We start from the raw sequence: 22,767 nt of genomic DNA, 5'->3' as shown, positions 1-22,767 counted from the left end.
GAGCGGGGCCGTGTCGACTGGATCGAAGTATTTGCACGCCGCTTTGCTCGCCTTCATGCTGGCGTGGCCCGGCGCGTCGGGGGCGCAATCCTCGCAGCCTGCGGAGCAAGAGGCGGGTTCGGCGGATTTCGTGGGCCCGCTGCTCGAACGCGCGAAGGAAGCCTACACGCTGCCCGAGCCCGAACCCGAAAAACCCGCCGATTGCGAAATCAGCGAAGACGAAACCCTCATCATCGTGTGCGCCCCGGTCGAAGCAGATGCGGAGCGCTATCGCGTTTCATCGCGGCTGGAGGAGGGCGACGACAGCCACCTGTCCTGGGCCGGGGAAGCGCCCGACGTCGCAGGCCCCGGCATCTTCAGGGGTCCTGCGACGGTCGGCGGATTGTGCGTTGTGCCTCCGTGCCCGCCGCCGCCGGTCTACATGATCGACGTGACCGCCCTGCCCGAAGCCCCGCCGGGATCGGATGCGGACCGGATCGCGCGGGGGCTCGCGCCGCGTGGCAGCCGGTATGACGAAGGGGAGGCCCTCGTCGAAGCGGAGGCGATTGCCGGAAGTGCCGCGGATCGGTCCGACCCCGGGCCCGCCACCGATACCGCGGACGAGGAGGGCATTGCGCCGCAACCCTAGCGCGCCCGACCAATCGGGCTCAATTCATCAGGAGCGGCATGGCCAGCGGCGTTTCGACGATGCTTGGCGAATCGCCCAGGCGATGCAGTGCATCCCTGATGTTGCGGGCCGGAGCCTTGTGCGTAACCAGGGCAATCATGATCCCGGCCTCGCCGGTATCCTCGCCATTGCCCAGATTCTCGCCTTCCTGAATCAGGCTCTGGATACTCACCCGCGCATCGCGCATCGCGGCGGCCAGCTCGGCCAGCACGCCGGGGCGATCCGCAACCACGAACCGCAGGTAATACCGCGCCTCGCGCGAGCCCGAATCGGCGCTTTCCGCGCTTTCCAGGCTGGATGCGGGCACCCCGAAGGCCGGGCGCGCATCGCCCCGGGCGAGCGCGACGATATCGGCGACCACAGCGCTGGCAGTCGATTCGCTGCCTGCGCCCGCGCCCTGCAGCAGGATCGGGCCCGCGTAGTCGCCCTGGGCCAGCACCGCGTTGGTCGGCCCATCGATTCGCGCCAGCGGATGATCTGCGGGCAGCAGGCAGGGACGGACCCGCTGCAGGAGGCGAGCGGGCGCATCTTCCCGGCGTTCGAGATCGGCCATCGCGACCAGGCGGATGACGAATCCAAGCCGTTCGGCCTGCGCGATATCGGCGGCCCGCACATCACGGATGCCTTCGACCTCGACGCTGCCGAAATCGGGCTTGAGGCCGAAGCCGAGCGCAGCAAGGATCGCAAGCTTGTGCGCAGCGTCTCCGCCACCAACGTCGAGCGCCGGGTCCGCTTCCGCGTAACCGAGCCGCTGTGCTTCGGCGAGAGTCTCGGCAAAATCCTCGCCCGAACGCTCCATCGCGGACAGGATGTAATTGCTGGTGCCGTTGAGGATTCCCTCGATCCGGTCGATCCGGTTGGCGACCATGCCTTCGCGCAAGGTCTGCAGGATCGGCGTCCCCGCGCAAACCGCGGCTTCGAAGGCGAGCGCGGCGCCGGTACGCTCGGCAGATTCGGCCAGGGCGAGGCCGTGTTCGGCGATCATCGCCTTGTTCGCCGTGACGAAAGAGCGGCTCGCATCGAGGCTCGCCCTGGCAAGATCGAGCGCGGGGCCGTCCGTGCCGCCGATCACCTCGACCACCGCATCGAGCCCGTCGACATTCGCCAGGTCCACCGGGTCCTCGCACCACTGGTAGCCGGAAAGGTCGATCCCGCGATCGCGCGCCGGGTTGCGCGCGCTCACCGCCGCTATTTCGATCCGCCGTCCGCTGCGCTCTGCCAGCAGATCGGCGTGTTCGCTCAGCAGGCGCACAACGCCGGTGCCGACCGTGCCGAGCCCGGCGATGCCAAGTTTGAATGCTCTGTCCATGGCGCGACGCGATTAGGCACCGCATGCGCGAAGGCAAGCCCCCGGGGATATTTCACGGGCCTGTGGCAGCGCCCGTGGCAGCGCGACGCGCGATCAGTAGGAGAGCGTCGGCGCCTCGCGCAGGCGCGGGCAAGGGCCCAGTTGCGACAGGACGAAGCGGTAATCGTCGCTCGCCCGTGCGCGGTCGGCAGGCTCGCGGGCCAGGTTCGCCTCGCTCGGCAACGAACGCGGCAGCGCACAGGCCAGCCGATAATAGGCGAGGCTGCCCTCGGCCGGAACGCTGGCCGCCTGATCCACGATTTCGGAGAAAGATACACCCCACACCGGCGCCATCCCGGGCCGTCGCACCACGCTGATCGCGGCCGGAGAATCGTCGACCGTCTCCAGGAATATCTGGGTTTCCGATTCGCCCGCGAGGGTGCCTGCAACCGAAAGCGCATCGCCCACGCCCACGATCCGGGGGGCTGCACCGGGCGCCACAAGCTGTGTCAAAATGGCACGGGTGCGCTGTTCCAGCGCATCGTTCCAGAGCAATTGGGCGTCCGGCGCGACCAGCTGGATCTCGCCCGGCCTGCGCGGCACGGGGCGAGCGAACAGCAGCACCTCTTCCTTTTTCAGCTTCGGCTTGCGGCCCCGCGCATCATACGGAAGGTCCACCAGGTAACGCACGCGCTCGCCCACGGAACTCGTCCCCGAGATCAGACCGATCGTGTCCGCTTCGATATAGAAGCGCGCATGGCCCGGCTTCAGTCCGGGCGCACGCTCGGGCGGCACCTCGCTCTGGCGGCGCACTTTTGCGCGCAGGACGAGATCCGAATAATCCGCCAGGTCGATCAGGTCCGCATCGCTGGCCTGGGTCGGCGCGGCGGCCACGCTGCCCGAGTTCTGCGCCGCAGCGGCGGCACCCGGCAAGGGGGCTGCTGCGAGCATGGCGGTGGCAATGAACGGGGCGAGGAACTTCACGGCACTCTCCGGAATTAAGCCTGTCGGAACGCGTTATATGATTCCGGTGACAAGATTTTCAGTCTGGAGACACATTTCGCCGTGAATCCTCACTGAACCGACAAAGGGTTTGCAGAGGGTAATCATCCTGTTTAAGACCCGGCCGGTCCGGGCGGACGGTAAGAGATGGCCCGGCAACGGCCCCTCTGGCTAATTAAATTGCGGCTTCGGCGTGTCCGGGGATGCAAACGATTGACCTGAGGGGACCGACAATCGCCGTCCGGTGCAGCCGCCGGACATGATCGCCGGGCCGCGCCCGGTGTTTGATGGAGTGATGCGACTGCATGGCTTATTCAGACCAACAGATGAGCGGCAACAAACTTGTCGCGATTATCATCGTTGTTCTCATCCACCTTGGTCTGTTCTGGGTGCTCTTGGAGTATCTCGGGATCAGCAATACCAAAGAGATGGTCGAACGTGTGACCACGGTCGACATCGAAGAACCGGAGCCGCCGGAGCCGGAGGATGAGCCGCCGCCACCAGAAGAGCCGCAACAGGAAGTTGCGCCTCCACCCCCGGTGGCCCCGCCGCCGCCGATCTCGGTGGCCACAAACCCGCCCCAGGTGCGTACGCAGCAGACGATTCCGCCGCCCGCACCGCCGGCACTGCGGATTCCGCCTGCCGCGCCGGTAGCGCCGCCGGCGCCGCCGCCGCCACCGCCTCCGCCGCCGCCGCCTTCGCAGGCTCGCGGTCTGTCGCCCGACAACCAGGGCCGCTGGGCCGGTCAGATCCAGGGCGACTATCCTCAGCGTGCGCTCTCGCGCGACGAGGAAGGCATCGTGACCATGCGCATCACCGTCGACACCAGAGGTCGGGTCAGCGCGTGTACGGTGACCGGTTCCTCGGGCTCGAGCACGCTGGACGATGCGGCCTGCCGCGGGATGCGGCGCTATGCGCGCTACAATCCCGCGCTGAACGCAGCCGGCGACCCGATCCAGGCAACCACGTCGCAGTCTATCCGCTACGTGTTGCCGAGGTGATTTTCAGGAGTGGCGCGCATCCTCGCGTGGGGAAAATGCGGATGCGCGTCGGTTTGTTTTAATTAGCCATTCTTTTTTGGAGAGTTCGCGATGTTCATCAATCTTTTGGCGGCCGCCGGCGAGGCAGCACCGGAAACCCAGTTCGGCTTCATGGAAGCGATGGAGCAGGGCGGCCCCGTCGCCTGGGCCATCCTTACCGTGCTTGTCATCCAGTCGATCGGTTCGTTCTATATCCTCATCACCAAGTACCTCGAGCAGGCCAAGGTGATGCGGCAGTACAAGAAGGTCCGCACCCAGTTCTGGCGTGCCAACACGCTGGACGAAGGCGCCACCAAGCTCGACAAGAACAGCGCATGGCGCCAGATGGTCGACGACGGCATCGAAGCTCAGGCCTCGCACGGCAAGATGACCGACAGCCTGGAAGCGCACGACTGGATGCACGGTTCGCTGCAGCGTTCGCAGGACCTCATCATGTCCCGCCTGAATGGCGGCCTGGCCTTCCTCGCCACGGTCGGCGCGACCGCGCCGTTCGTCGGCCTGCTCGGCACCGTGATCGGGATCTACCGCGCGCTGATCAACATCGGTCTCGCCGGTTCGGCCTCGATCGACAAGGTTGCCGGCCCGGTTGGTGAGGCGCTCATCATGACCGCGATCGGTCTGCTGGTCGCCGTGCCCGCCGTGTTCGCGTACAACTGGCTGCAGTCGCGCAACAAGAGGATCGCCGAGCTGCTGACCGGCTTCTCGACCGATCTGCTCGCCTACATCAACTCGAACGGTGCGGTGAAGCCGATGACGGCTGCATCCACCCAGCAGGCCGCCAAGACCGCCAAGAAGTAATCTGGCAGGGCCGCCCCGCGCATCGCGCGTAGCGGGCGGCCCCATTCAGATCATTCTCAGGTCACTCAAGGTACAGGACGCAGACCATGGCGATTTCTTCGGGAGGCGACGGCAACACGCCGATGGCGGACATCAATACCACTCCGCTGGTGGACGTGATGCTGGTGCTTCTCATCATCTTCCTGATCGCGGTTCCGGTCGCGATCCAGACGATCGAGAAGCTTGAAATTCCGATCTTCGAATCACGCGAATCGCAGGACAAGGTCGAAAACCTTCTCCTGACGGTGAGCACGACGGACAGCAACGGCAATGCCGCGGGACAGCCCGGCTTCACCGGTGCCGCCCGCGACGGCGACTGCCGCGTGTATTTCAACAACACGACGCCCGTCACGTCCGAGGAACTGTACGACCAGTCCTTCGAACGGCTCGACAGCATCGTGCAGCGCGCCGGCGGACCGGAAGCGATCATGAACGACCCGGAACTTATTCCGCAGGTTCATATTCGCGGCGACATCAATGCACCCTGGCGGTGTGTGGCTGGCGCGATCTACAATGTTCAGGCTGCCGGATATCCAACCGTCGGGTTCATCTCGAACCCGGTCGATCCCGGCTGATCCGACAAGACTTAGGAGACCACTACCATGGCTATGTCAGGCGGCTCGGATGATGGCGCCCCGATGATCGACATGAACATGACGCCGTTGATCGACGTCCTGCTCGTGCTGCTCATCATGTTCATCATCACGATTCCTGTGGCTACCCACGCGGTCAATATCGACCTTCCGCAGCCCGATCCGAACCCCCCGCCCGAGGATCAGATCGACCCGGTGAAGAACAAGGTCGTGCTGACTCAGGACGGCGAGATTCTGTGGAATGGCGAAACGATCAACCAGAGCCAGCTGTCACGCAACCTCCAGCTGACCACGGAGATCGATCCCGAGCCCGAACTCCAGTTCGAGCCGGAACCGCTCGCCAGCTACGACCTTTCGGCCAAGACGCTGAACATCATCAAGGCCTCGGGCGTGACGAAGTTCGGCTTCGTCGGCAACGAACAGTACCGGACTTTCGGCAAGTAAGCCGGTAGCAATCCGACAGGCCACGCACAGCGCGGCCACACGATCAGGGGGCGGAGCGATCCGCCCCTTTTTCGTATCCGCTGGCGACACCGCTGCATTTGCGGTACTCTGCCCTCCGCAGGCCGAACGGTCGGCCGCGTCATGGGAGAGTGACAATGGCCACTACGCCGATGTCCCCTGCGCCCGAGCCTATGGGCACAATGAACATGACCCCGCTGATCGACGTCCTGCTCGTCCTGCTGATCATGTTCATCATCACCATCCCGCTTGCTGCCCATGCGGTAGAGATCGATGTCGGTGTCGGGTCCGAAGGCACGGTCGACCCCGTGATCAACAAGGTTGTGGTCACCGATGGTGGCGCGGTGCTGTGGAACGGGACGCCCGTCGAGCAGGCCGAACTCGTCGGCAATCTCGGCGTGTCGGCCAGAATGTCGCCCGAACCCGAATTGCAGTTCGAGCCGCAGGCCAACGCCAGCTACGACCTGTCTGCCCGCACGCTGCGCACGATCGAGGCCTCGCCCGTCACCAGGTTCGGGTTCGTCGGGAACGAGAAATATCGCGAGTTTGCCGCGGACTGACCAGTGAACGGGCGCGGGCGGCTAATCGGCAGGTCGCATGGCTTCGGCGGCGAGGCTGTCTGCCTCCAGCAAAAGCTCATCATCGACCGAGCCCTGCGGCACGCTCTCGCGCCCGATCATCACCATAACCGGCACCGCCAGAGGGCTGACCCGGTCCAGTTCGACATGCACGAGATCGCCCTGCGCGCGATCGAGCAGATCGCCCAGCCGCCCCACGTCCGTCATCCGGGTGCGCGCATCCGCCCATGCTGCTTCCAGCAGCACATGGTCCGGCTCGTACTTGCGCAGCACGTCGTAGATCAGATCGGTAGAGAAGGTGACCTGCTTGCCGCTCTTGCGCCGGCCGGGATGCTGGCGTTCGACCAGACCGCCGATCACCGCCACCTCGCGGAAAGACCGCCGCAACAAGTGCGAATCCTGGACCCAGTCCACGAATTCGTGCGCCAGGATATCGGGCGATAGCAGCGGCGCCGGGTCCTTCACGGGCTTGAGCCCCCAGACCGCCAGCGAATAGTCGTTGGCGACGAAGCCACCGGGCATCAGCCCGCGATCCTCCATCCGCTTGGTGATCAGCATGCCGAGAGACTGGTTCGCGTTCCACCCGATGAAGGTGTAGTAGACGGTATATTCGCGCCCCGCCCTGGGGAAACTCTCGACCACCAGATTGCCTGGCCCCGGCAATTCGCTGCGCCAGTCCTGCATTTCCAGCCATTCGCGCACATCGTCGGGGAAGCGGCCCCAGCCCGCCCGGTCGACCAGCATCTCCCGCACGCGCCCCGCAAGGTGTGTGGTCAGCGGCATGCGGGCACCGCCGTAACTCGGGATCATCGCGGCCTTGGTGGAGGCACGGACGATCACCTCCATGTCGCGCAGCTGCTCCACCTCGAGCGAGGTGCCCGCGAAGGCGAAGGTATCGCCCGGGGATAGCTGCGCCGCGAAATTCTCTTCCACCCGGCCGAGCGAGCGGCCGTTGCGAAAGCGCACCTCCAGCATCTCCGCATCCATGATGATGCCTGCGTTGAGGCGGTGGCGTGCGGCATGCTGCGGGTGGGTGAGGCGCCAGGTCCCGTCACGGTCGCGCACGATGCGCTGGAACCGGTCATAGGCCTTGAGCGCATATCCGCCCGTGGCGACGAAATTCAGAACGCGCGCGAACACCTCTTCGTCGACCCAGGCATAAGGCAGGCAGCTGCGCACCTGCGCGAGCAGATCCGCCTCGTCGAATGGCGCGGCGCAAACGCAGGCCATCACATGCTGCGCGAGGACGTCGAGCCCGCCCTCGCGGAAATCCTCCCCATCGCGCTGTCCTTCATCGACCGCGTCCTTGGCGGCCTGCGCTTCGAGAAATTCGAACCGGTTGCCCGGCACGAGCACAGCGCGACTTGGCTGATCAAGCCGGTGGTTGGCCCGCCCCACGCGCTGCAACAGGCGCGAGGACCCCTTGGGCGCGCCCATCTGAACCACGCAATCGATATCGCCCCAGTCGACGCCCAGATCGAGACTGGCGGTCGCCACCAGCGCCCTCAGTTCCCCGGCTGCCATCGCGGCCTCCACCTTCTCGCGCGCCTCACGGCTCAGCGAGCCATGGTGAATGCCGATGGGCAGCTTGTCCTCGTTCACGTCCCAAAGATGCTGGAAAATGTACTCGGCAAGGAAGCGCGTGTTGGTGAAGACCAGCGTGGTGCGATTCTGCCGCAGGAGCTCGTAGAGCTGGGGGATAGCCCACGTCGCAGCATGGCCGCCCCAGGGCACCCGGTTCTCCTCCGGCAGCAGGATCTCGACCTCGGGCGGCGCCCCCGGCTCGCCCTGCACCACCGCGACCCGGTCGATCTCACCCCACGGGGCCAGCCATGCCCTGAAGCCTTCTTCGTTGGCCACCGTGGCGGACAGCGCGGCGCGCTGCATATCGGGCGCGATGGCCTGCAACCGCGCGAGGCACAGGCCCAGCAGATCGCCCCGCTTGCCGGTGGCGAAAGCGTGAACCTCGTCGATCACGATCCGCTTGCAGGTGGCAAAGAGATCGAAGCTCTCCGGGTAGGAGAGCAGCAGCGAGAGGCTTTCCGGCGTGGTCAGCAATACGTGCGGCGGCTTGTCGCGCTGGCGGCGTTTCCTGTCCGACGAGGTATCGCCACTGCGCGTTTCGGCGCGGATCGGAAGCCCCATTTCTTCGATCGGAGCGATCAGATTCCGCGCAACATCCTGCGCGAGGGCTTTGAGGGGCGAGACATAGATCGTGTGCAGCCCCTCGGGCGGCGGTGCATCGCCGAGGCGTGAGGGCGTGAACGCGGCGAGCGTGGGGAGGAAGCCGGCCAGCGTCTTGCCCGCACCCGTATCGGCAACCAGCAGCGCGTGATCGCCCCGATCGCTCGCCTCAAGCATGGCGCGCTGATGGTCGCGGACGCGCCAGCCGCGCCCCGCGAACCAGTCTTCGATTTCAGGCGGAATGCCGGTGCCCGTCATGCCACCACAATGCACGAGCGGCGGGTTGGAGCCGAGGGCTTATTCGGCGCCGCTATCTCCCTCCAGCCCGTCTCCGGCTGCCCCGGCGCCATCGGCCTCGCCGTCGAAGGCATCGTCGAAAGCACCGCCCATCGCGTCCATGTTCGCTTCTGCATCGGCCGCTGCGGCGTCCTCCGCCCTCATGTCGGCCGCGGCCATGCTCTCGCGCAGGGTTTGCTGATCGACGCCGAGGATTGCCGAAGCCCGGCGCTGTTCCGACGGGGTCAGATCGTCGTAGCCGCGCGGTTCGGGCAGGCCCGCCTCTGCATCCTCGATGCTTTCGAGCATCACGGGCAGCTGTTCGATCAGCGCGGGGATCGACTGCATCATGCCCGATATCACCTGCGGATCGGTATTGATGACAAGGCTCTGGCTGGCATACTTCGCACCCACAGGCGTGGCGAAAAAGGCGTTCAATGCCGCCAGTTCGCTTGCCTCGAACCGACTGGCATAGGCCTTGGCGAGCCCTTCGCGCACCCCCGGCTCGAGGACCGAGAAAGCCGAGTTGGCCACGCCGATAATCATATCGAACTGGGCCTGCGTCCGCGTTTCGTAGACGGGGTCGAAAATCTGCGTGAGTTCGCCACGCTCCTCCTGCGACAGACCTTCCAGATCTTCGCCGTAGAGCCCGGTATATTCGGTGAGGTCGCCCGCGCTCATCGCACCGCCATCCGCCTCGGCCAGCTCCATGATCGGCGAGAGGAAGGAATCCATCATCTGGCCCATCATCTCGCCATAGACGCCTTCGGGTATGAGGCTCGCGGCGATTGCGTTGGCTTCCGGCAGCCTCGCCTCGGCCTCGGCCGTCAGCGGATCGGCTTCAAACATGGCGCCAAGAATCCCGGTGATCATGGCGAGCGCCATAGGGTCCGGTTCCCCGTCGTCCTGACCGGTATCGTCGCTCTCGAAAGCGATCTCGACATCGGTTTCGGCCTGCCCGGCAGAGTCCTGCGCGAAGGCCGGTTGCGCCAGTGCGAGCGAGCCAAGCGCGGCAACGAGTGCTGTTTTCTTCATGACCTTTCCCCCCAGGTTCGTCCTAACGCGTCTTCGTTCAATCCCGTGCGATCAGTGTCCGGCTTGCGGACCGCGCTCGAGCCCCGAGGCGGCGAGCTGGGCGTCGATCTGCTCCATCAGCCGCGCAAGGCCATCCTCGCTGTCGCTCTCTGCACGCGCCACCAGCACATCCTGCGTGTTGGAGGCGCGCAGCAGCCACCAGCCATCGGCATTGGTCACGCGCACGCCATCGGTGCCATCGACCTGGTCGGGGCTGTCGGCAAGCCGCGTCTTGACCTCCTCGATCGCCGCGAACTTGCGCGCTTCGTCCACTTGGAAGCGCATCTCCGGCGTGTTGACCATGGCGGGCATCGCACCGCGCAGCTGCGTGACGGACCGGCCGAGCCGGGCCGAAGCCGCAATCAGCCTGACCCCGGCATAAAGCGCATCGTCGAAGCCGTAATAGGTATCCGCAAAGAACACGTGGCCGCTCATTTCACCGGCGAGGGGCGAACCCGTTTCCTTCATCTTCGATTTGATGAGCGAGTGGCCGGTCTTCCACATCAGCGGTTTGCCGCCGTTCGCGGCGACATGATCGAACAGGGCGCGGCTGGCCTTCACGTCCGCAATAATCGTTGCGCCCTTGCGCCTTTGCAGAAGATCTTCCGCGTAGATCATCAGCAGCTGGTCGCCCCAGATGACCCGCCCTTCGCCGTCGATCGCACCGATCCGGTCTCCATCGCCGTCGAATGCCACGCCGAAATCGAGGTTCTTCTCGGCAACCAGCGCGCGCAGGTCCGCCAGGTTCTCCTCGACCGTCGGATCGGGATGATGATTGGGGAAGGTGCCGTCGACCTCGGAATACAGGACATGATGCTCGCCCGGCAGCCTGGCGACGAGCTTGTCGAGCGCCGGGCCGGCCGCGCCATTGCCCGCGTCCCAGCCGATCCTGAGGCTGGCCAGAGTGGCCCGATCGATCCCGTCGAGTCCCTCCATCAGTCGCTCGACATAAGCGTCGAGCAGGGGCCTGTCGGACACGCTGCCGGTGCCATCTTCCCAGTCGCCGGCAGCGGAGATCTCGCCCAGTCGCTGGATATCCTCCCCGAAGAACGGGCGGCCCTGAAAAACCATCTTGAAGCCGTTGTAATTGGGGGGGTTATGGCTGCCGGTTATCTGTATTCCGCCGTCCACTTCCTCCGCAGAAGCTTCGGCGTAATAGAGCATCGGCGTCGCGCCGAGCCCGATCCGGACCACGTTGCAACCGCTCGCGGTCAACCCCTCGACCAGCGCGTGTTCGAGCATGGGCGAGCTTTGCCGCCCGTCATAGCCGACCGCGACGGTTGTGCCGCCGGCCCGCCGCAACAAGGTTCCGAAACTGCGCCCGATGGCGCGGGCGTCGTCCGCCTCCAGCGTCTCGCCGATGATGCCGCGAATGTCGTATTCGCGCAGGATGGTGGGATCGAAAGCGTGGCTCATGGTTGTCTCGCAGTGTCGGGAAGATTGTCGATCAGGGTGTCGCGCGCGGCATTCGCCTCGTGCACCTGTGCGTTGGTCCCTCCCATATCGGGATGGACCTGGCGCACCAGCCGCTTGTGCGCCTCGATGATCTGCGCATGACTGGCTTGCGACGATACGCCGAGCAGCTTGCGCGCACGGAATACCTGCTGCGCGCGGGTGGGTTTCGGTTTGAGAAAATCCCACGGCCATCGCCCGGCAATCCAGCGGCACAGCACGCTGACCACCACGGCGATGACGAGGAAGCGCATCATGCCGCTTCGAGTGCCCGGTTCGCGCCCTCGGGAACGGGCAGGCGCAGGTTCTGGACCAGCTGGCGCAGTTCCTGCCGGGCGACGAGGTGGCTGGTCCCCAGATCGCCCAGATAGCCCTTGTCGAGCAGCGTGAGGCCCGAGGGGAACAGTTCGCGATAGATCACGCGTTCGGACAGGCCCGAGGAGACGCGGAAGCCCACCCGCTTGCTGAGTTCGGTCAGCGCGCGTTCGATGCGGACCATGTTGCGCGCTTCGGTATGACCGGTGCGGTTGCGCACCACCACCCAGTCCATCTGCGGTCGATCCTGCTCGATCGCGGTCTTGCTGCGCGCGAGCCGCGCTTCCCAGATCGCTTCGGCGTAGAAGCTCAGTCGACGGACCTTGAAGCTTTCCGCATCCACCTGCCCGATCAGATCGAAGTCGACGAAACTGTCGTTCAGCGGCGTGACCAGCGTATCGCCTTCCTGCGCCACGTAGCGGGCCAGCGGATCGTCGCGTCCGGGCGTGTCGAAGATCAGGAAATCGGCATCCTCCGCCAGTTCGCGTGACTTTTCTTCCAGCGCCGCTTCGTCTCCGCCGGAAAATACCGCGCAGGCGGCGGTAGGCAGGCTGATCTTCCTGCGCCGCGCGGTCTCGTCGCGGTTCTCGAAATAACGGTCCATCGTGCGCTGGCGATGGTCGAGGTCGATCGCCACCACCTTTGCGCCCTGATAGGCAAGCGCCACGGCGACGTGCACAGCGGTGGTCGACTTGCCGGTGCCCCCCTTTTCGTTGGCGAAAACGATCCGGTGGGTGCGGCGGCCTGACACTTGCTGGCGATCCTTTGCTGAATTGCGGAACGGGGCCGTTGCAACCCGAGTTCGGGCAGCGCTAGGCCGGTCAACCAATCGTCTATCGGAGGCCCCCCAGCCATGCAATCTATTCACCGGCTCGATCTCTTGAGAACCTCGATAGAGGCATGGCGCGATGGTGGAGAAACCATCGCCCTGGTGCCCACCATGGGCGCGCTGCATGAAGGACATCTGACGCTGGTGCGCGAGGCGCGCACCAAGGCCGACCGGGTCGTCGTGTCGATCTTCGTCAACCCGACCCAGTTCGGTCCGAACGAAGACCTGGATGCCTATCCCCGCACCATGGAGGCGGATGCACAATTGTTGGAGGCGGAAGGCGTGGACGCCCTGTGGGCGCCGGACGCCGGGACGATGTACCCGGACGGCTTCTCGACGAGCATCGCCGTCGATGGCGTGAGTGCGGATTTCTGCGGTGCCAGCAGGCCGGGGCACTTTGCGGGCGTGGCGACGGTGGTGTGCAAACTGTTCAACCAGGTACAGCCGGATATCGCACTGTTCGGCGAAAAGGACTGGCAGCAGCTTGCGGTGATCCGCCGGATGGCGCGCGACCTCGATCTGACGCTGCCCGACGCCGATTCGATCCATGGGGTGCCGACCGTGCGCGAGGCGGACGGCCTCGCCCTGTCGAGCCGCAACCGCTACCTCGACGAAACCGCGCGACGGCAGGCAGCCGCCCTGCCCGCTGCGATGCGCGAAGCGATCGGAAAGATCGAAGGCGGAACGCCGGTGGCCGATGCCCTGGCCGAGCTTGAGGCCACTCTGCTCGAGGGAGGATTTACCAGAGTCGATTATGCCGCGCTCGCCGATGCGGCCTCGCTGCAGCGAATCGACGCCCTCCCGGATCGCCCCGCGCGCCTTCTGGTCGCCGCACATATCCAGGGCACCCGGCTGATCGACAATATGCCGGTGGGCCCGCGTCGATAGGACGGCGCCGATCCATCGCCCCGCGACGGCAAGGGCGACTGCCGGCCCGCATCCCGACGGGAGAGAACTGGCGGCGAGGAAGATGCAGAGAGCTATCAGATCTTCTGTGAAAATCTGGAGCGGGTAAGGGGAATCGAACCCCTCTAGCCAGCTTGGAAGGCTGGAGCATTACCACTATGCTATACCCGCCCGCTGCAATTGCCTTTGCCACCGGCCGGGCCCGGGCGTCAATCGCTTCCATCGCGGCCATGCCGGTTGCAAGCGGGAAACAGATTCTTTCTTGGCGCGCGCAATCGTCGTGACCATGGTCCCCCGCAAATGGCGAAACTGACACACCTTCAGCGTCTCGAGGCAGAGGCGATTCACATCATGCGCGAAGTCGTGGCCGAGGCGCGCGCGCCCGTGATGCTCTATTCCGCAGGCAAGGACAGCGCGGTGATGCTGCACCTGGCCCGCAAGGCCTTCTATCCGGCGAGCCCGCCCTTCCCGCTGCTGCATGTCGATACGACATGGAAATTTCAGGAAATGTACGCGGTGCGCGATGCTTCGGCGCAGGCGGCGGGGATGGACCTGCTCGTCTGGCAGAACCCGGAAGCCAGGGAACGCGGCATCAACCCCTTCGATCACGGCGCGCTGCATACCGACATGTGGAAGACGCAAGGGTTGAAGCAGGCGCTCGACCACCATGGCTTCGACGCGGCTTTCGGCGGCGCACGGCGCGACGAGGAGAAGAGCCGCGCCAAGGAACGGGTCCTTTCCTTCCGCACCGCTGCTCATGCCTGGGACCCGAAGAACCAGCGCCCGGAGCTGTGGAACCTCTACAATACCCGGAAAAACCCGGGCGAGAGCATCCGTGCCTTCCCGATCTCCAACTGGACCGAGCTGGATATCTGGCAATACATCATGGGCGAGGGGATCGAGATCGCCTCGCTCTATTTCGCCAGCCCGCGCCCGGTCGTGGAGCGTGACGGGCTCCTGCTGATGGTGGATGACGCGCGCTTCCCGCTCAAGGACGGTGAGCAGCCGCAAACACGCTCCGTCCGCTTCCGCACGCTTGGCTGCTATCCGCTGACCGGGGCGGTGGAGAGCGAAGCCGACACGATCGAGGCTGTGGTGCAGGAAATGCTGCTGACCACCAGCAGCGAGCGGGAGGGCCGCGCGATCGACAAGGACGAAGGCGGCGCCGGAATGGAGAAGAAGAAGGCGGAGGGGTATTTCTGATGGCCGACGCGCAAACTCCGCCCGAATATCGCCCCGACGCGCTGATCGCCGAGGATATCGAGGCCTACCTCGCCCGTCACCGCGATGCAGGCCTGCTGCGCTTCATCACCTGCGGTAGCGTGGACGATGGCAAGTCCACTCTGATCGGGCGTCTGCTGTACGATTCGCACATGGTTTTCGAGGACCAGCTGCAGCAGCTCGAAAGCGATAGCGCACGGGTCGGCACGCAGGGCGAGACTCTGGATTTCGCGTTGCTGGTGGACGGGCTTTCCGCAGAGCGTGAACAGGGCATCACGATCGACGTCGCCTACCGCTTTTTCGCGACCGAGAACCGCAAGTTCATCGTCGCGGATACGCCGGGGCACGAGCAATATACCCGCAACATGGTGACGGGCGCATCCACCGCCGACGCCGCGGTGCTGCTGGTCGATGCGCGCAAGGGCGTGCTGCAGCAGACCCGCCGCCACGCCTTTCTCGCCCATCTGCTGGGCATTCGCCACATCATCCTGGCCGTCAACAAGATGGACCTCGTGGATTACGCGGCGGACGTGTTCGAGCGCATCGAGGCCGATTTCCGGGGCTTTGCCGCCGCGCTCGAGTTCGAGAATATCGCCGCGATTCCGCTGTCCGGCTTCAAGGGCGACAATGTCGTCAATGCGTCGCCCGCCATGCCGTGGTACGAGGGGCCGACGCTGGTGGCGCATCTGGAAGCCCTCCCGCTTGCTGGAGACCAGACCGGGCCTTTCCACATGCCCGTCCAATGGGTGAACCGCCCCAATCAGGATTTCCGAGGGTTTGCGGGGCTGGCGAGCGATGGGGTGATCCGACCCGGCGATGCAGTGCGTATCCTGCCTTCGGGCGCGCAGAGCACGGTCAAGGCGATCGAGACCTTCGATGGTCAGCTCGAAGAAGCTGTCGCCGGGCAATCCATCACCCTGACGCTGGCGGACGAGGTCGATTGCAGCCGCGGCGACGTTATAGCGAGTGCGGAGGACCCACCGCAGGTCGCCGATCAGTTCGACGCGCATCTTGTGTGGATGGACAAGATCGCGATGAAGCCGGGGCGCGGCTACTGGCTCAAGCTCGGTACGCGCACCGTCACCGCCACCTTGCAGCCGCCAAAATACGAGATCGACGTCAATAATCCGACCGGCGAGGGCGCGCGGCTGGCCGCCAAGACGCTGGAGCTGAACAGCATCGGCGTGGTCGAGCTGCACACCGATCGCCCGATAGCATTCGCACCCTACAGGGAATCGAAGGCGCTCGGCGGGTTCATCCTGATCGACAAGGAGAGCAACGCGACGGTCGCGTGCGGGATGATCAATTTCGCATTGCGGCGCGCGCAGAACGTCCACTGGCAACCCACGGACATTGCGCGTGATCATCATGCCGCGCTCAAGAACCAGGTTCCGCGCGTGCTGTGGTTCACCGGCCTTTCGGGCTCGGGCAAGTCGACCATCGCCAACGCGGTCGAAAAGAAGCTCGCCCTGATGAACCGCCACACCTTCCTGCTCGACGGGGACAATGTGCGCCATGGATTGAACAGGGATCTGGGCTTTACCGAAACCGACCGGATCGAGAATATCCGCCGGATCGGCGAAGTCGCCAAGCTGATGGCGGATGCCGGGCTGATCGTGCTGACCGCCTTCATCAGCCCCTTCCGCGCCGAAAGGAAGATGGTGCGCGATATGCTGCCCGAAGGCGAGTTCGTTGAGATTTTCGTCGACACGCCGCTGGAGGTGGCCGAACAGCGCGATGTGAAGGGCCTCTACAGGAAAGCGCGGGAGGGCAAGCTGAAGAACTTCACCGGAATCGACAGCCCTTACGAGGCCCCGGAAAATCCGGAAATCCGCGTCAACACGGTCGACATGACGGTGGAGGAAGCGGCGGATCACATCATCGCACAGGTCATGCCGCTCAAATGAGTGCGGCGGACGACACGCAGCTCGCCTTGGCGCTGGCCAGGGCGGCGGGGGCCATTGCGATAGAGGTGCGCGCGAATGGCCTGCTGGAAGGGCGCGCGCTCGGCGATGCGGGCGACAAGACGGTGAACGCCTTTCTCATGGCGGCCCTGCGCCAGCATCGGCCGGAAGACGCGATTCTATCCGAGGAAAGCGAAGACGATCCGGCCCGCCTCGCCCATTCGCGCGTGTGGATCATCGATCCGGTCGACGGCACCCGCGAATATGCCGAGGGGCGCGACGACTGGGCAATCCATATCGGCCTGGCCGTGGATGGCAGGGCACACACCGGCGCGGTCGGGCTGCCCGCGCTCGACGTGGTGCTGACCAGTACGCCGGGAACCCCGGTAAACGCGCCTCCTACCCGAAAGATGGTTGTCAGCCGGACGCGCGCCCCCGCCGTGGCCGAGAATGTGTCCGCCGCGCTCGATCTGGAACTGGTGGGCATGGGATCCGCTGGGGCCAAGGCGATGGCCGTGGTGCGCGGAGAGGCCGATGCCTACCTGCACAGCGGCGGTCAGTTCGAATGGGACAATTGCGCGCCTGTCGCGGTGGCCCAGGCGCATGGTCTGCATTGCTCGCGGATCGACGGGGAGCCGCTGGCCTATAATCGCGCCGGCGCGTCGCTCCCCGACTTGCTGATCTGCCGGGAAGACCTTGCACAGCCTATCCTGCGCGCGATCGCGCAATAGGCGCCAAACTACTGGGTGATGCTGCCGCCGGTGGCGCGCGGTTTGGGCGGCGCGCCCGATGCGGGCGAACTCGGCGGCCCCTCGGGCTCGGGCGTCACCGTCGGGCCCGGATCGGGAATGGTCGCACCTTCGGGCACCAGGAGCGTGACTTCCACGCGCCGGTTGGCGGCGCGGCCGCGTTCATTGGGTTCGCCATTGGGCAGAAGGTTGGGCTGCACGGGGTTCTGCGCGCCGAAGGGAATCACGCGGATCGCCTCCTCGTCCAGGCCCTGTTCCATCAGCCAGTCGGCCACCGCCTGCGCGCGTTCTTCCGACACGCGCATATTGACCCTGTCCGGACCGCCGGCATCGCTATGGCCCCGCAGGATCACCCGCTCGACCTGCTGCCACTGGTCCGTTTCCAGCATGGCGTTGAGTTCTGCGAGCGCCATCTCGCTCAGGTCCGATCCGCCGTCGCCGAACGGGATCGTGGCGCGCAGCGGCTCGAGCGCGATGGGGGGCCGTTCGACCTCCATCTCCGGCCGGATGATGGAGGCCTGCTCCGCACCGTCTTCGGTGGCGACCGGCGTCGGTGTCGGCTCGGGCGCAGGCGCCGGTTCGTCTCCGTTACAACCTGCCAGAAGCGCACCGAGCGCCAGCATCATCATCGGGCCACGCATGGCCAATCCTCCCTCGACTAATCTTCTCATGCGGGCTTGGGGCGCCCGGCGTTCGACGCGGCTTCCCGTTTTGCGGACTCCGCCTCGGCCCTCTTAAGCTGTTGCGGTGAATATGTAATGATGATGTCGCCTGCACGCGGTTCGGGCTTGGCTGCGTGGGTGAAGAAGCGCATCGTTCCGTTTTCCCTGAGCAGCAGCAGCATCTGCGCCTTGTCGCCCAGCTTGGCCCGCGCATCGTCGATCGTGAACTCTTCGGTCAGCTTGGTCCGGCGGAAGGTCCAGCCTTCCTTCTGGCGTTCATCGACCTCGGCGACACCGAAGCCGGAGGCGAACAGGGCACGCCCGCGCAGGCTTTCGGGCAGCGCGCGGCGATCATCGTCCGATGCCTCGCCCAGCTGGTACACACTGTCCCGCCCGATCTCGTGCGCGAATTCGTTGCACACCAGCGTATTGTACGCCTCGTTCTCGGTCGCGGCGACGAGCACCTGATAGGGGTTGAGGTCGAGATTGTGCTCGGTTGCCTCGTTGAGGATTTCCCCATGGTAGAACGGGAGCCCTTCCCTCCGCGCGGCGGCAAGGCGCTGCCAGCTGGAATCGACGATCATCACCGGCGTCTTGAGTTCGTGCATCTGTTTGGCGAGCGCGATCGTCCAGGCCGTACTGCCCGCGATCAGCAGGCCGGGGCGGCTGGTCCCCTTCACCTTCAGCAGCTTGGCCGCCAGGTTTACCGTGAATCCATGTGCCACGATCGTTGCGACGACCACCGCGAAGCTCAGCCCGATCAGCACGTTGCCGTCGCCATAGCCAAGGTCGCTCAGCCGCAGGGCGAACAGGCCGGAGATGGCAACCAGCACGATCCCGCGCGGTGCGATCCACGCGACGAAGAATCGCTCGTTCCAGGGAATCGGGCTGCCCAGCAGGCTGATCAGCACGGTCGCCGGGCGGACCACGAACAGCAGCACGACCAGGAAGGCACCGAAGCGCCAGTTCACATATTGCAGGTCTTCCCAGGTCAGCGAGGCCGACAGCAGGATGAAAATCCCCGAGACCAGCAGGACGGCGATGTTTTCCTTGAAGGGATGGATGCTGCGCAGGGAGGACACATCCATGTTCGCCAGCGCAACGCCCATCACGGTCACGGCGACCAGACCGGCCTCGTGCTCGATCATGTTGGTGCCCACGAACACGGCGATGACGGTGGAGAACAGCACCGGCACCTTGAGATACTCGGGTACGGCGCCGCGCGGAAACAGGTAGGCGATGATCCAGGCGGCAGCATAACCGATGATGCCCGAAACCCCCGCCGCGAAGATCAGCGGCGGCACGACTTCGAACAGCGATGCACCCGGCGCTTCGGCCACCTTGCGGAAATATTCGTAGGCAATGACCGCCGCGAGAGCGCCGGTCGGATCGTTGACGATGGCTTCCCATTTGAGGATCGAGGCGGGGCGGGTCTGCACGTTGGACTGGCGAAGCAGCGGCAGAACGACGGTCGGTCCCGTTACCACCAGAATCCCGCCGAACAGGATGGCAACCGGCCACACGATCCCTGCAACGTAATATCCGGTTATGGAGCCCAGCGCCCAGCCCACGATCACGCCGATCGTCGCCAAGCGCCAGACCGCGCTGCCAGAATGGCGCAATTCGCGGAAATCCAGGCTTAACCCGCCCTCGAACAGGATCAGCGCCACGCCGATGCCGATCATGGGTTCCAGCAGCGAACCGAAGGTTTCTTCCGGATTGAAAATACCCAGAACCGGGCCCGCAACGAAACCTGCGGCCAGCATCAGGACGATGGCAGGCCACCCGGTACGCCACGCAATCCATTGCGCGCCGATGCCCAGCGCGCCGATCGCGGCAATCACCAGTGCGCTCGATTCCATGGTTAGATCAGACCTCCCTCAATCCGCTGACAACGGTACTGCAGCCGCTCGGGTTCCAGACCCCTGGGCGATGCCAGTCTTACTCGCCCTCGAAGGACAGCAGGGAAGTGACGGAAATGCCAGCGTTCCGAAGCCGCGTCGCGCCACCCAGATCCGGCAAATCGACCACGAAAAGTGCGGTCGCGACATCCGCGCTCGTCATGCGGACCAGTTGGGTTGCGGCGAGCGCGGTCCCGCCGGTGGCGATGAGATCGTCGACCAGCGCCACCTTGTCGCCCGCGTCGATTGCGCCCGGATCGATCTCGAGCCGGTCGCTGCCGTATTCCAGCGCGTAGTCCACCCCGATCGTTTCGACCGGGAGCTTGCCGGGCTTGCGGATGGGCACGAAGCCCACGCCTGCTTCTATCGCCACGGCAGCCCCGAAGATGAAGCCGCGGGCTTCCATACCGGCGACCAGCGTGGCGCCCGAACTGCGCACCTCTCTGGCCAGCAGGGTAACGCTGGTATGCAACGCCGCCGGGTTGGCCAGCAACGTCGAAATATCACGGAACTGGATGCCCGGCTTGGGGAAGTCCGGCACCGTGCGGATGCTCGCGCGCAGTTGCTCTGTATCGAGCAGGGCGCGGCGGCCGGCAGGGCTGTCCGGGCCGCCGATCGGATCAGTCCTTCTTCGGCTTCACGCTCGACCAGATCTGCCGCTTGGCGAAATAGGCGAGGACCGTCGCGAAGAGCAGGAAGACGAGCACCGGCCAGCCGGTCTGCTTGCGCTCGATCAGCTTGGGTTCGGCAGTCCAGGTCAGGAACGCCGCAACGTCCTTCGACATCTGCGAGATCGTGGCTTCCTTGCCATCGTCGAAGGTCACCTGCCCGGCCGAGGTCAGCGGCGGCGCCATCGCCAGATTGAGGTTGGCGAAGTAGGGATTGAAATAGAGCCCTTCAGGCGTGGCGTAATCGGGGAATTCCTCCATCAGCCGCTTGCCGTCGTTCTCGAAGGTCACCGGATCGGTGTAGCCCGTCAGCAGCGAATAGACATAGTCCGTGCCGTGATGGCGCGCCTTGGTCATCAGCGAGAGATCGGGCGGAACGGCATTGTTGTTCGCTGCCGCCGCCGCGACCTTGTTGGGATAGGGCGAAGGGAAATAATCGGTGTCCGTGCCGGGGCGCGTGGTCGCCTCGCCGGTGTTCGGATCGATTCCGGGCACCTGCCAGCTGGCAGCTTCGGCCTTAACCTGTTCCTCGGAATAGTCGAGGTCCGCCAGATCGCGGAAGGCGACGTAGTTCAGGCTGTGGCAGGCCGAACAGACTTCCTTGTAGACCTTGTAGCCGCGCTGCAGCTGCGCGATGTCCCAGGTGCCCAGCGGCCCGTCGAACGAGAAGCCGCTTTCGGGCCCGTGCGCTTGCAGATGGAACTCGTGCTCTGCCGAATGCAGCGGCTCTTCGGTGAAAAAGGCGTAGGCACCAAAGCCGAACGAGAGCAGGGCAACGCCCGCGAACACGAGACCGGCAAGGGCAGCTAGAATGCGGATCATCGGAATTTCCTAATCTCTTGTCCGTCGTCTCAGGTCGCGGGGCTGGTGTTTTCGCCCAGTACGGCCTGCTTGTCGCTCTTCAAAACCGCCTCGGTGATCGAGAATGGCAGCGGCTTGGGTTTTTCGATCGACGAAACGATCGGCAAAATCACGAGGAAGTGCAGGAAGTAGTAGGCCGTCGCCAGCTGGCTGAGCATCACGTAGGGTTCTTCGGCCGGCGCGCCACCGAGGTAGAACAGCAGCGCCAGGTTGGCCATGAATATCCAGAAGAACACCCGGAACAGCGGGCGATAATGGCCGCTGCGCACTTTCGAACGATCGAGCCAGGGCAGCAGGAACCACAGAAGGATCGAGCTGAACATGGCGAGCACGCCCCACAGCTTCGCCTCGAGGATGAAGTCGAAGGTGAAGGCACGCAGAATCGCGTAGAACGGATAGAAATACCATTCGGGCACGATGTGCGCCGGGGTCGAGAGCGGGTTCGCCTCGATGTAATTGTCCGGGTGGCCCAGCATGTTCGGCAGGAAGAACACGAACACGCAGTAGATGATCAGGAAGACGCCCAGTCCGAAACCGTCCTTCGCCGTATAGTACGGGTGGAACGGCACGGTGTCGCTTTCGCTCTTCACTTCCACGCCGGTCGGGTTGGACGAACCGGGGATGTGCAGCGCCCAGATGTGCAGGATCACCACGGCGGCAATCACGAAGGGCAGCAGGAAGTGCAGCGAGAAGAAGCGGTTCAGCGCGGCATTATCGGGCGCGAAACCGCCCAGAAGCCAGACCTGGATCGGCTCGCCCACCAGCGGGATGGCGGAGAACAGACCGGTGATGACCTTGGCGCCCCAGAAGCTCATCTGGCCCCACGGCAGGACGTAACCCATGAACGCGGTCGCCATGGCGAGGAGGAAGATGACCACGCCCAGCAGCCAGATCATCTCGCGCGGCGGCTTGTACGAAGCGTAGAAGAAACCGCGGAAAATGTGCAGGTACAGCACCATGAAGAAGAAGCTGGCGCCGTTGGCGTGCATGTAGCGCATCATCCAGCCCCAGTTCACATCGCGCATGATGTGCTCGACCGTGCCGAATGCGACCTGCGCGTTGGCGGCGTAATGCATCGCCAGCACCACGCCGGTGACGATCTGGAGCACCAGGCAGAAGCCCGCCAGAACGCCGAAATTCCACATGTAGTTGAGGTTGCGCGGCACCGGATAGCCGCCGCCGATCGCGTTATAGACGAAACGCGGCAGGGGCAGCTTCTCGTCCACCCACTTGGTGAACCCGCTCGCCGGGGTATATTCCTTGGCCCAGGGAAAACTCATAGGTCTGTCTCTCGTATT

At 64.9% G+C, this 22,767-nt stretch carries 22 protein-coding genes and 1 tRNA gene; 10 read left to right on the top strand and 13 right to left on the bottom strand.

What is annotated here, in order from left to right:
* Window positions 1-10: 10 nt before the first annotated feature.
* On the top strand, window positions 11-628 hold the full coding sequence (locus ADAD_RS0103135; RefSeq protein WP_139020321.1) for a hypothetical protein: 618 nt from the start codon (window positions 11-13) through the stop codon (window positions 626-628).
* Window positions 629-647: 19 nt separating this feature from the next.
* On the opposite strand, the gene ADAD_RS0103130 is transcribed toward ADAD_RS0103135, so the two are convergent.
* Together ADAD_RS0103130 and ADAD_RS0103125 are read right to left on the bottom strand one after the other, a co-directional pair.
* Window positions 648-1,976: a homoserine dehydrogenase gene (locus ADAD_RS0103130; protein ID WP_010409557.1), complete on the bottom strand. Its 1,329-nt coding sequence runs from the start codon at window positions 1,974-1,976 to the stop codon at window positions 648-650.
* Between the two features lie 93 nt (window positions 1,977-2,069).
* On the bottom strand, window positions 2,070-2,939 hold the full coding sequence (locus ADAD_RS0103125) for a hypothetical protein (protein ID WP_010409555.1): 870 nt from the start codon (window positions 2,937-2,939) through the stop codon (window positions 2,070-2,072).
* 323 nt (window positions 2,940-3,262) lie between these two features.
* On the opposite strand from ADAD_RS0103125, the gene ADAD_RS0103120 reads away from it, so the two are divergent.
* The 5 genes from ADAD_RS0103120 to ADAD_RS0103100 all read left to right on the top strand — a co-directional run bounded on the left by ADAD_RS0103120 (window position 3,263) and on the right by ADAD_RS0103100 (window position 6,449).
* The gene (locus ADAD_RS0103120; protein WP_033193145.1) at window positions 3,263-3,958 is read left to right on the top strand and encodes an energy transducer TonB; all 696 of its coding nucleotides are present in this window, start codon (window positions 3,263-3,265) and stop codon (window positions 3,956-3,958) included.
* Window positions 3,959-4,048: 90 nt separating this feature from the next.
* Window positions 4,049-4,795 (top strand): MotA/TolQ/ExbB proton channel family protein, encoded by a 747-nt coding sequence (locus ADAD_RS0103115; protein ID WP_010409552.1) that lies wholly within the window; start codon window positions 4,049-4,051, stop codon window positions 4,793-4,795.
* An 86-nt stretch (window positions 4,796-4,881) separates the two neighbouring features.
* The gene (locus tag ADAD_RS0103110) at window positions 4,882-5,409 is read left to right on the top strand and encodes an ExbD/TolR family protein (RefSeq protein WP_010409549.1); all 528 of its coding nucleotides are present in this window, start codon (window positions 4,882-4,884) and stop codon (window positions 5,407-5,409) included.
* A 27-nt stretch (window positions 5,410-5,436) separates the two neighbouring features.
* Window positions 5,437-5,871: an ExbD/TolR family protein gene (locus ADAD_RS0103105; protein WP_029139871.1), complete on the top strand. Its 435-nt coding sequence runs from the start codon at window positions 5,437-5,439 to the stop codon at window positions 5,869-5,871.
* Between the two features lie 200 nt (window positions 5,872-6,071).
* Window positions 6,072-6,449 carry a biopolymer transporter ExbD gene (locus tag ADAD_RS0103100; protein ID WP_010409546.1) on the top strand — a complete coding sequence of 126 codons (378 nt, stop codon included), beginning with the start codon at window positions 6,072-6,074 and terminating at the stop codon, window positions 6,447-6,449.
* A 21-nt stretch (window positions 6,450-6,470) separates the two neighbouring features.
* On the opposite strand, the gene ADAD_RS0103095 is transcribed toward ADAD_RS0103100, so the two are convergent.
* From ADAD_RS0103095 to ADAD_RS0103075, 5 genes are read right to left on the bottom strand one after another with little or no spacing between them, the layout of a single operon-like run.
* The gene (locus ADAD_RS0103095) at window positions 6,471-8,909 is read right to left on the bottom strand and encodes a ligase-associated DNA damage response DEXH box helicase (protein ID WP_010409544.1); all 2,439 of its coding nucleotides are present in this window, start codon (window positions 8,907-8,909) and stop codon (window positions 6,471-6,473) included.
* 39 nt (window positions 8,910-8,948) lie between these two features.
* Window positions 8,949-9,962, bottom strand: coding sequence for a DUF2059 domain-containing protein (locus ADAD_RS0103090; protein WP_010409542.1), 1,014 nt, complete (start codon window positions 9,960-9,962; stop codon window positions 8,949-8,951).
* Window positions 9,963-10,013: 51 nt separating this feature from the next.
* Window positions 10,014-11,417 (bottom strand): phosphoglucomutase/phosphomannomutase PgmG, encoded by a 1,404-nt coding sequence (gene pgmG / locus ADAD_RS0103085; RefSeq protein WP_010409540.1) that lies wholly within the window; start codon window positions 11,415-11,417, stop codon window positions 10,014-10,016.
* Entirely contained in the window at window positions 11,414-11,710 is a 297-nt protein-coding gene (locus ADAD_RS0103080; RefSeq protein ID WP_010409537.1) for a J domain-containing protein, read from the bottom strand. The genes pgmG and ADAD_RS0103080 overlap by 4 nt, the downstream gene beginning before the upstream one ends.
* Entirely contained in the window at window positions 11,707-12,519 is an 813-nt protein-coding gene (locus ADAD_RS0103075) for a division plane positioning ATPase MipZ (protein WP_010409535.1), read from the bottom strand. Before ADAD_RS0103075 ends, ADAD_RS0103080 begins: the two co-directional genes overlap by 4 nt.
* Window positions 12,520-12,621: 102 nt before the next feature.
* On the opposite strand from ADAD_RS0103075, the gene panC reads away from it, so the two are divergent.
* Window positions 12,622-13,485 (top strand): pantoate--beta-alanine ligase, encoded by an 864-nt coding sequence (gene panC / locus ADAD_RS0103070; RefSeq protein ID WP_029139869.1) that lies wholly within the window; start codon window positions 12,622-12,624, stop codon window positions 13,483-13,485.
* Between the two features lie 115 nt (window positions 13,486-13,600).
* On the opposite strand, the gene ADAD_RS0103065 is transcribed toward panC, so the two are convergent.
* Window positions 13,601-13,674 (bottom strand) — tRNA-Gly (locus tag ADAD_RS0103065).
* 129 nt (window positions 13,675-13,803) lie between these two features.
* Between ADAD_RS0103065 and cysD the strand changes: the two genes are divergently transcribed.
* Genes cysD through ADAD_RS0103050 form a run of 3 tightly spaced genes read left to right on the top strand, consistent with a single transcriptional unit; the run spans window position 13,804 to window position 17,359 of the window.
* Window positions 13,804-14,706: a sulfate adenylyltransferase subunit CysD gene (gene cysD / locus ADAD_RS0103060; RefSeq protein ID WP_010409528.1), complete on the top strand. Its 903-nt coding sequence runs from the start codon at window positions 13,804-13,806 to the stop codon at window positions 14,704-14,706.
* Window positions 14,706-16,631 (top strand): sulfate adenylyltransferase subunit CysN, encoded by a 1,926-nt coding sequence (gene cysN, locus ADAD_RS0103055; RefSeq protein ID WP_010409526.1) that lies wholly within the window; start codon window positions 14,706-14,708, stop codon window positions 16,629-16,631. Before cysD ends, cysN begins: the two co-directional genes overlap by 1 nt.
* Window positions 16,628-17,359: a 3'(2'),5'-bisphosphate nucleotidase CysQ gene (locus ADAD_RS0103050; RefSeq protein ID WP_010409523.1), complete on the top strand. Its 732-nt coding sequence runs from the start codon at window positions 16,628-16,630 to the stop codon at window positions 17,357-17,359. The genes cysN and ADAD_RS0103050 overlap by 4 nt, the downstream gene beginning before the upstream one ends.
* Window positions 17,360-17,367: 8 nt before the next feature.
* Here ADAD_RS0103050 and ADAD_RS0103045 read toward each other — a convergent pair whose 3' ends face one another.
* The 5 genes from ADAD_RS0103045 to ADAD_RS0103025 form a co-directional block, all read right to left on the bottom strand.
* On the bottom strand, window positions 17,368-18,018 hold the full coding sequence (locus ADAD_RS0103045) for an OmpA family protein (protein WP_010409520.1): 651 nt from the start codon (window positions 18,016-18,018) through the stop codon (window positions 17,368-17,370).
* Between the two features lie 26 nt (window positions 18,019-18,044).
* Complete coding sequence (locus tag ADAD_RS0103040; protein WP_010409516.1) at window positions 18,045-19,901, bottom strand: cation:proton antiporter; 1,857 nt, start codon at window positions 19,899-19,901, stop codon at window positions 18,045-18,047.
* A 79-nt stretch (window positions 19,902-19,980) separates the two neighbouring features.
* The gene (locus ADAD_RS0103035) at window positions 19,981-20,520 is read right to left on the bottom strand and encodes an adenine phosphoribosyltransferase (RefSeq protein WP_029139868.1); all 540 of its coding nucleotides are present in this window, start codon (window positions 20,518-20,520) and stop codon (window positions 19,981-19,983) included.
* Window positions 20,521-20,560: 40 nt separating this feature from the next.
* On the bottom strand, window positions 20,561-21,430 hold the full coding sequence (locus tag ADAD_RS0103030) for a cytochrome c1 (RefSeq protein ID WP_010409511.1): 870 nt from the start codon (window positions 21,428-21,430) through the stop codon (window positions 20,561-20,563).
* A 29-nt stretch (window positions 21,431-21,459) separates the two neighbouring features.
* The gene (locus ADAD_RS0103025; protein ID WP_010409507.1) at window positions 21,460-22,749 is read right to left on the bottom strand and encodes a cytochrome b; all 1,290 of its coding nucleotides are present in this window, start codon (window positions 22,747-22,749) and stop codon (window positions 21,460-21,462) included.
* Between the last annotated feature and the right edge of the window lie 18 nt (window positions 22,750-22,767).

The sequence above is a fragment of the Citromicrobium sp. JLT1363 genome, assembly GCF_000186705.1.
Taxonomy (GTDB): Bacteria; Pseudomonadota; Alphaproteobacteria; order Sphingomonadales; family Sphingomonadaceae; genus Alteriqipengyuania.
This window is presented reverse-complemented; position numbering and strand designations above follow the sequence as displayed.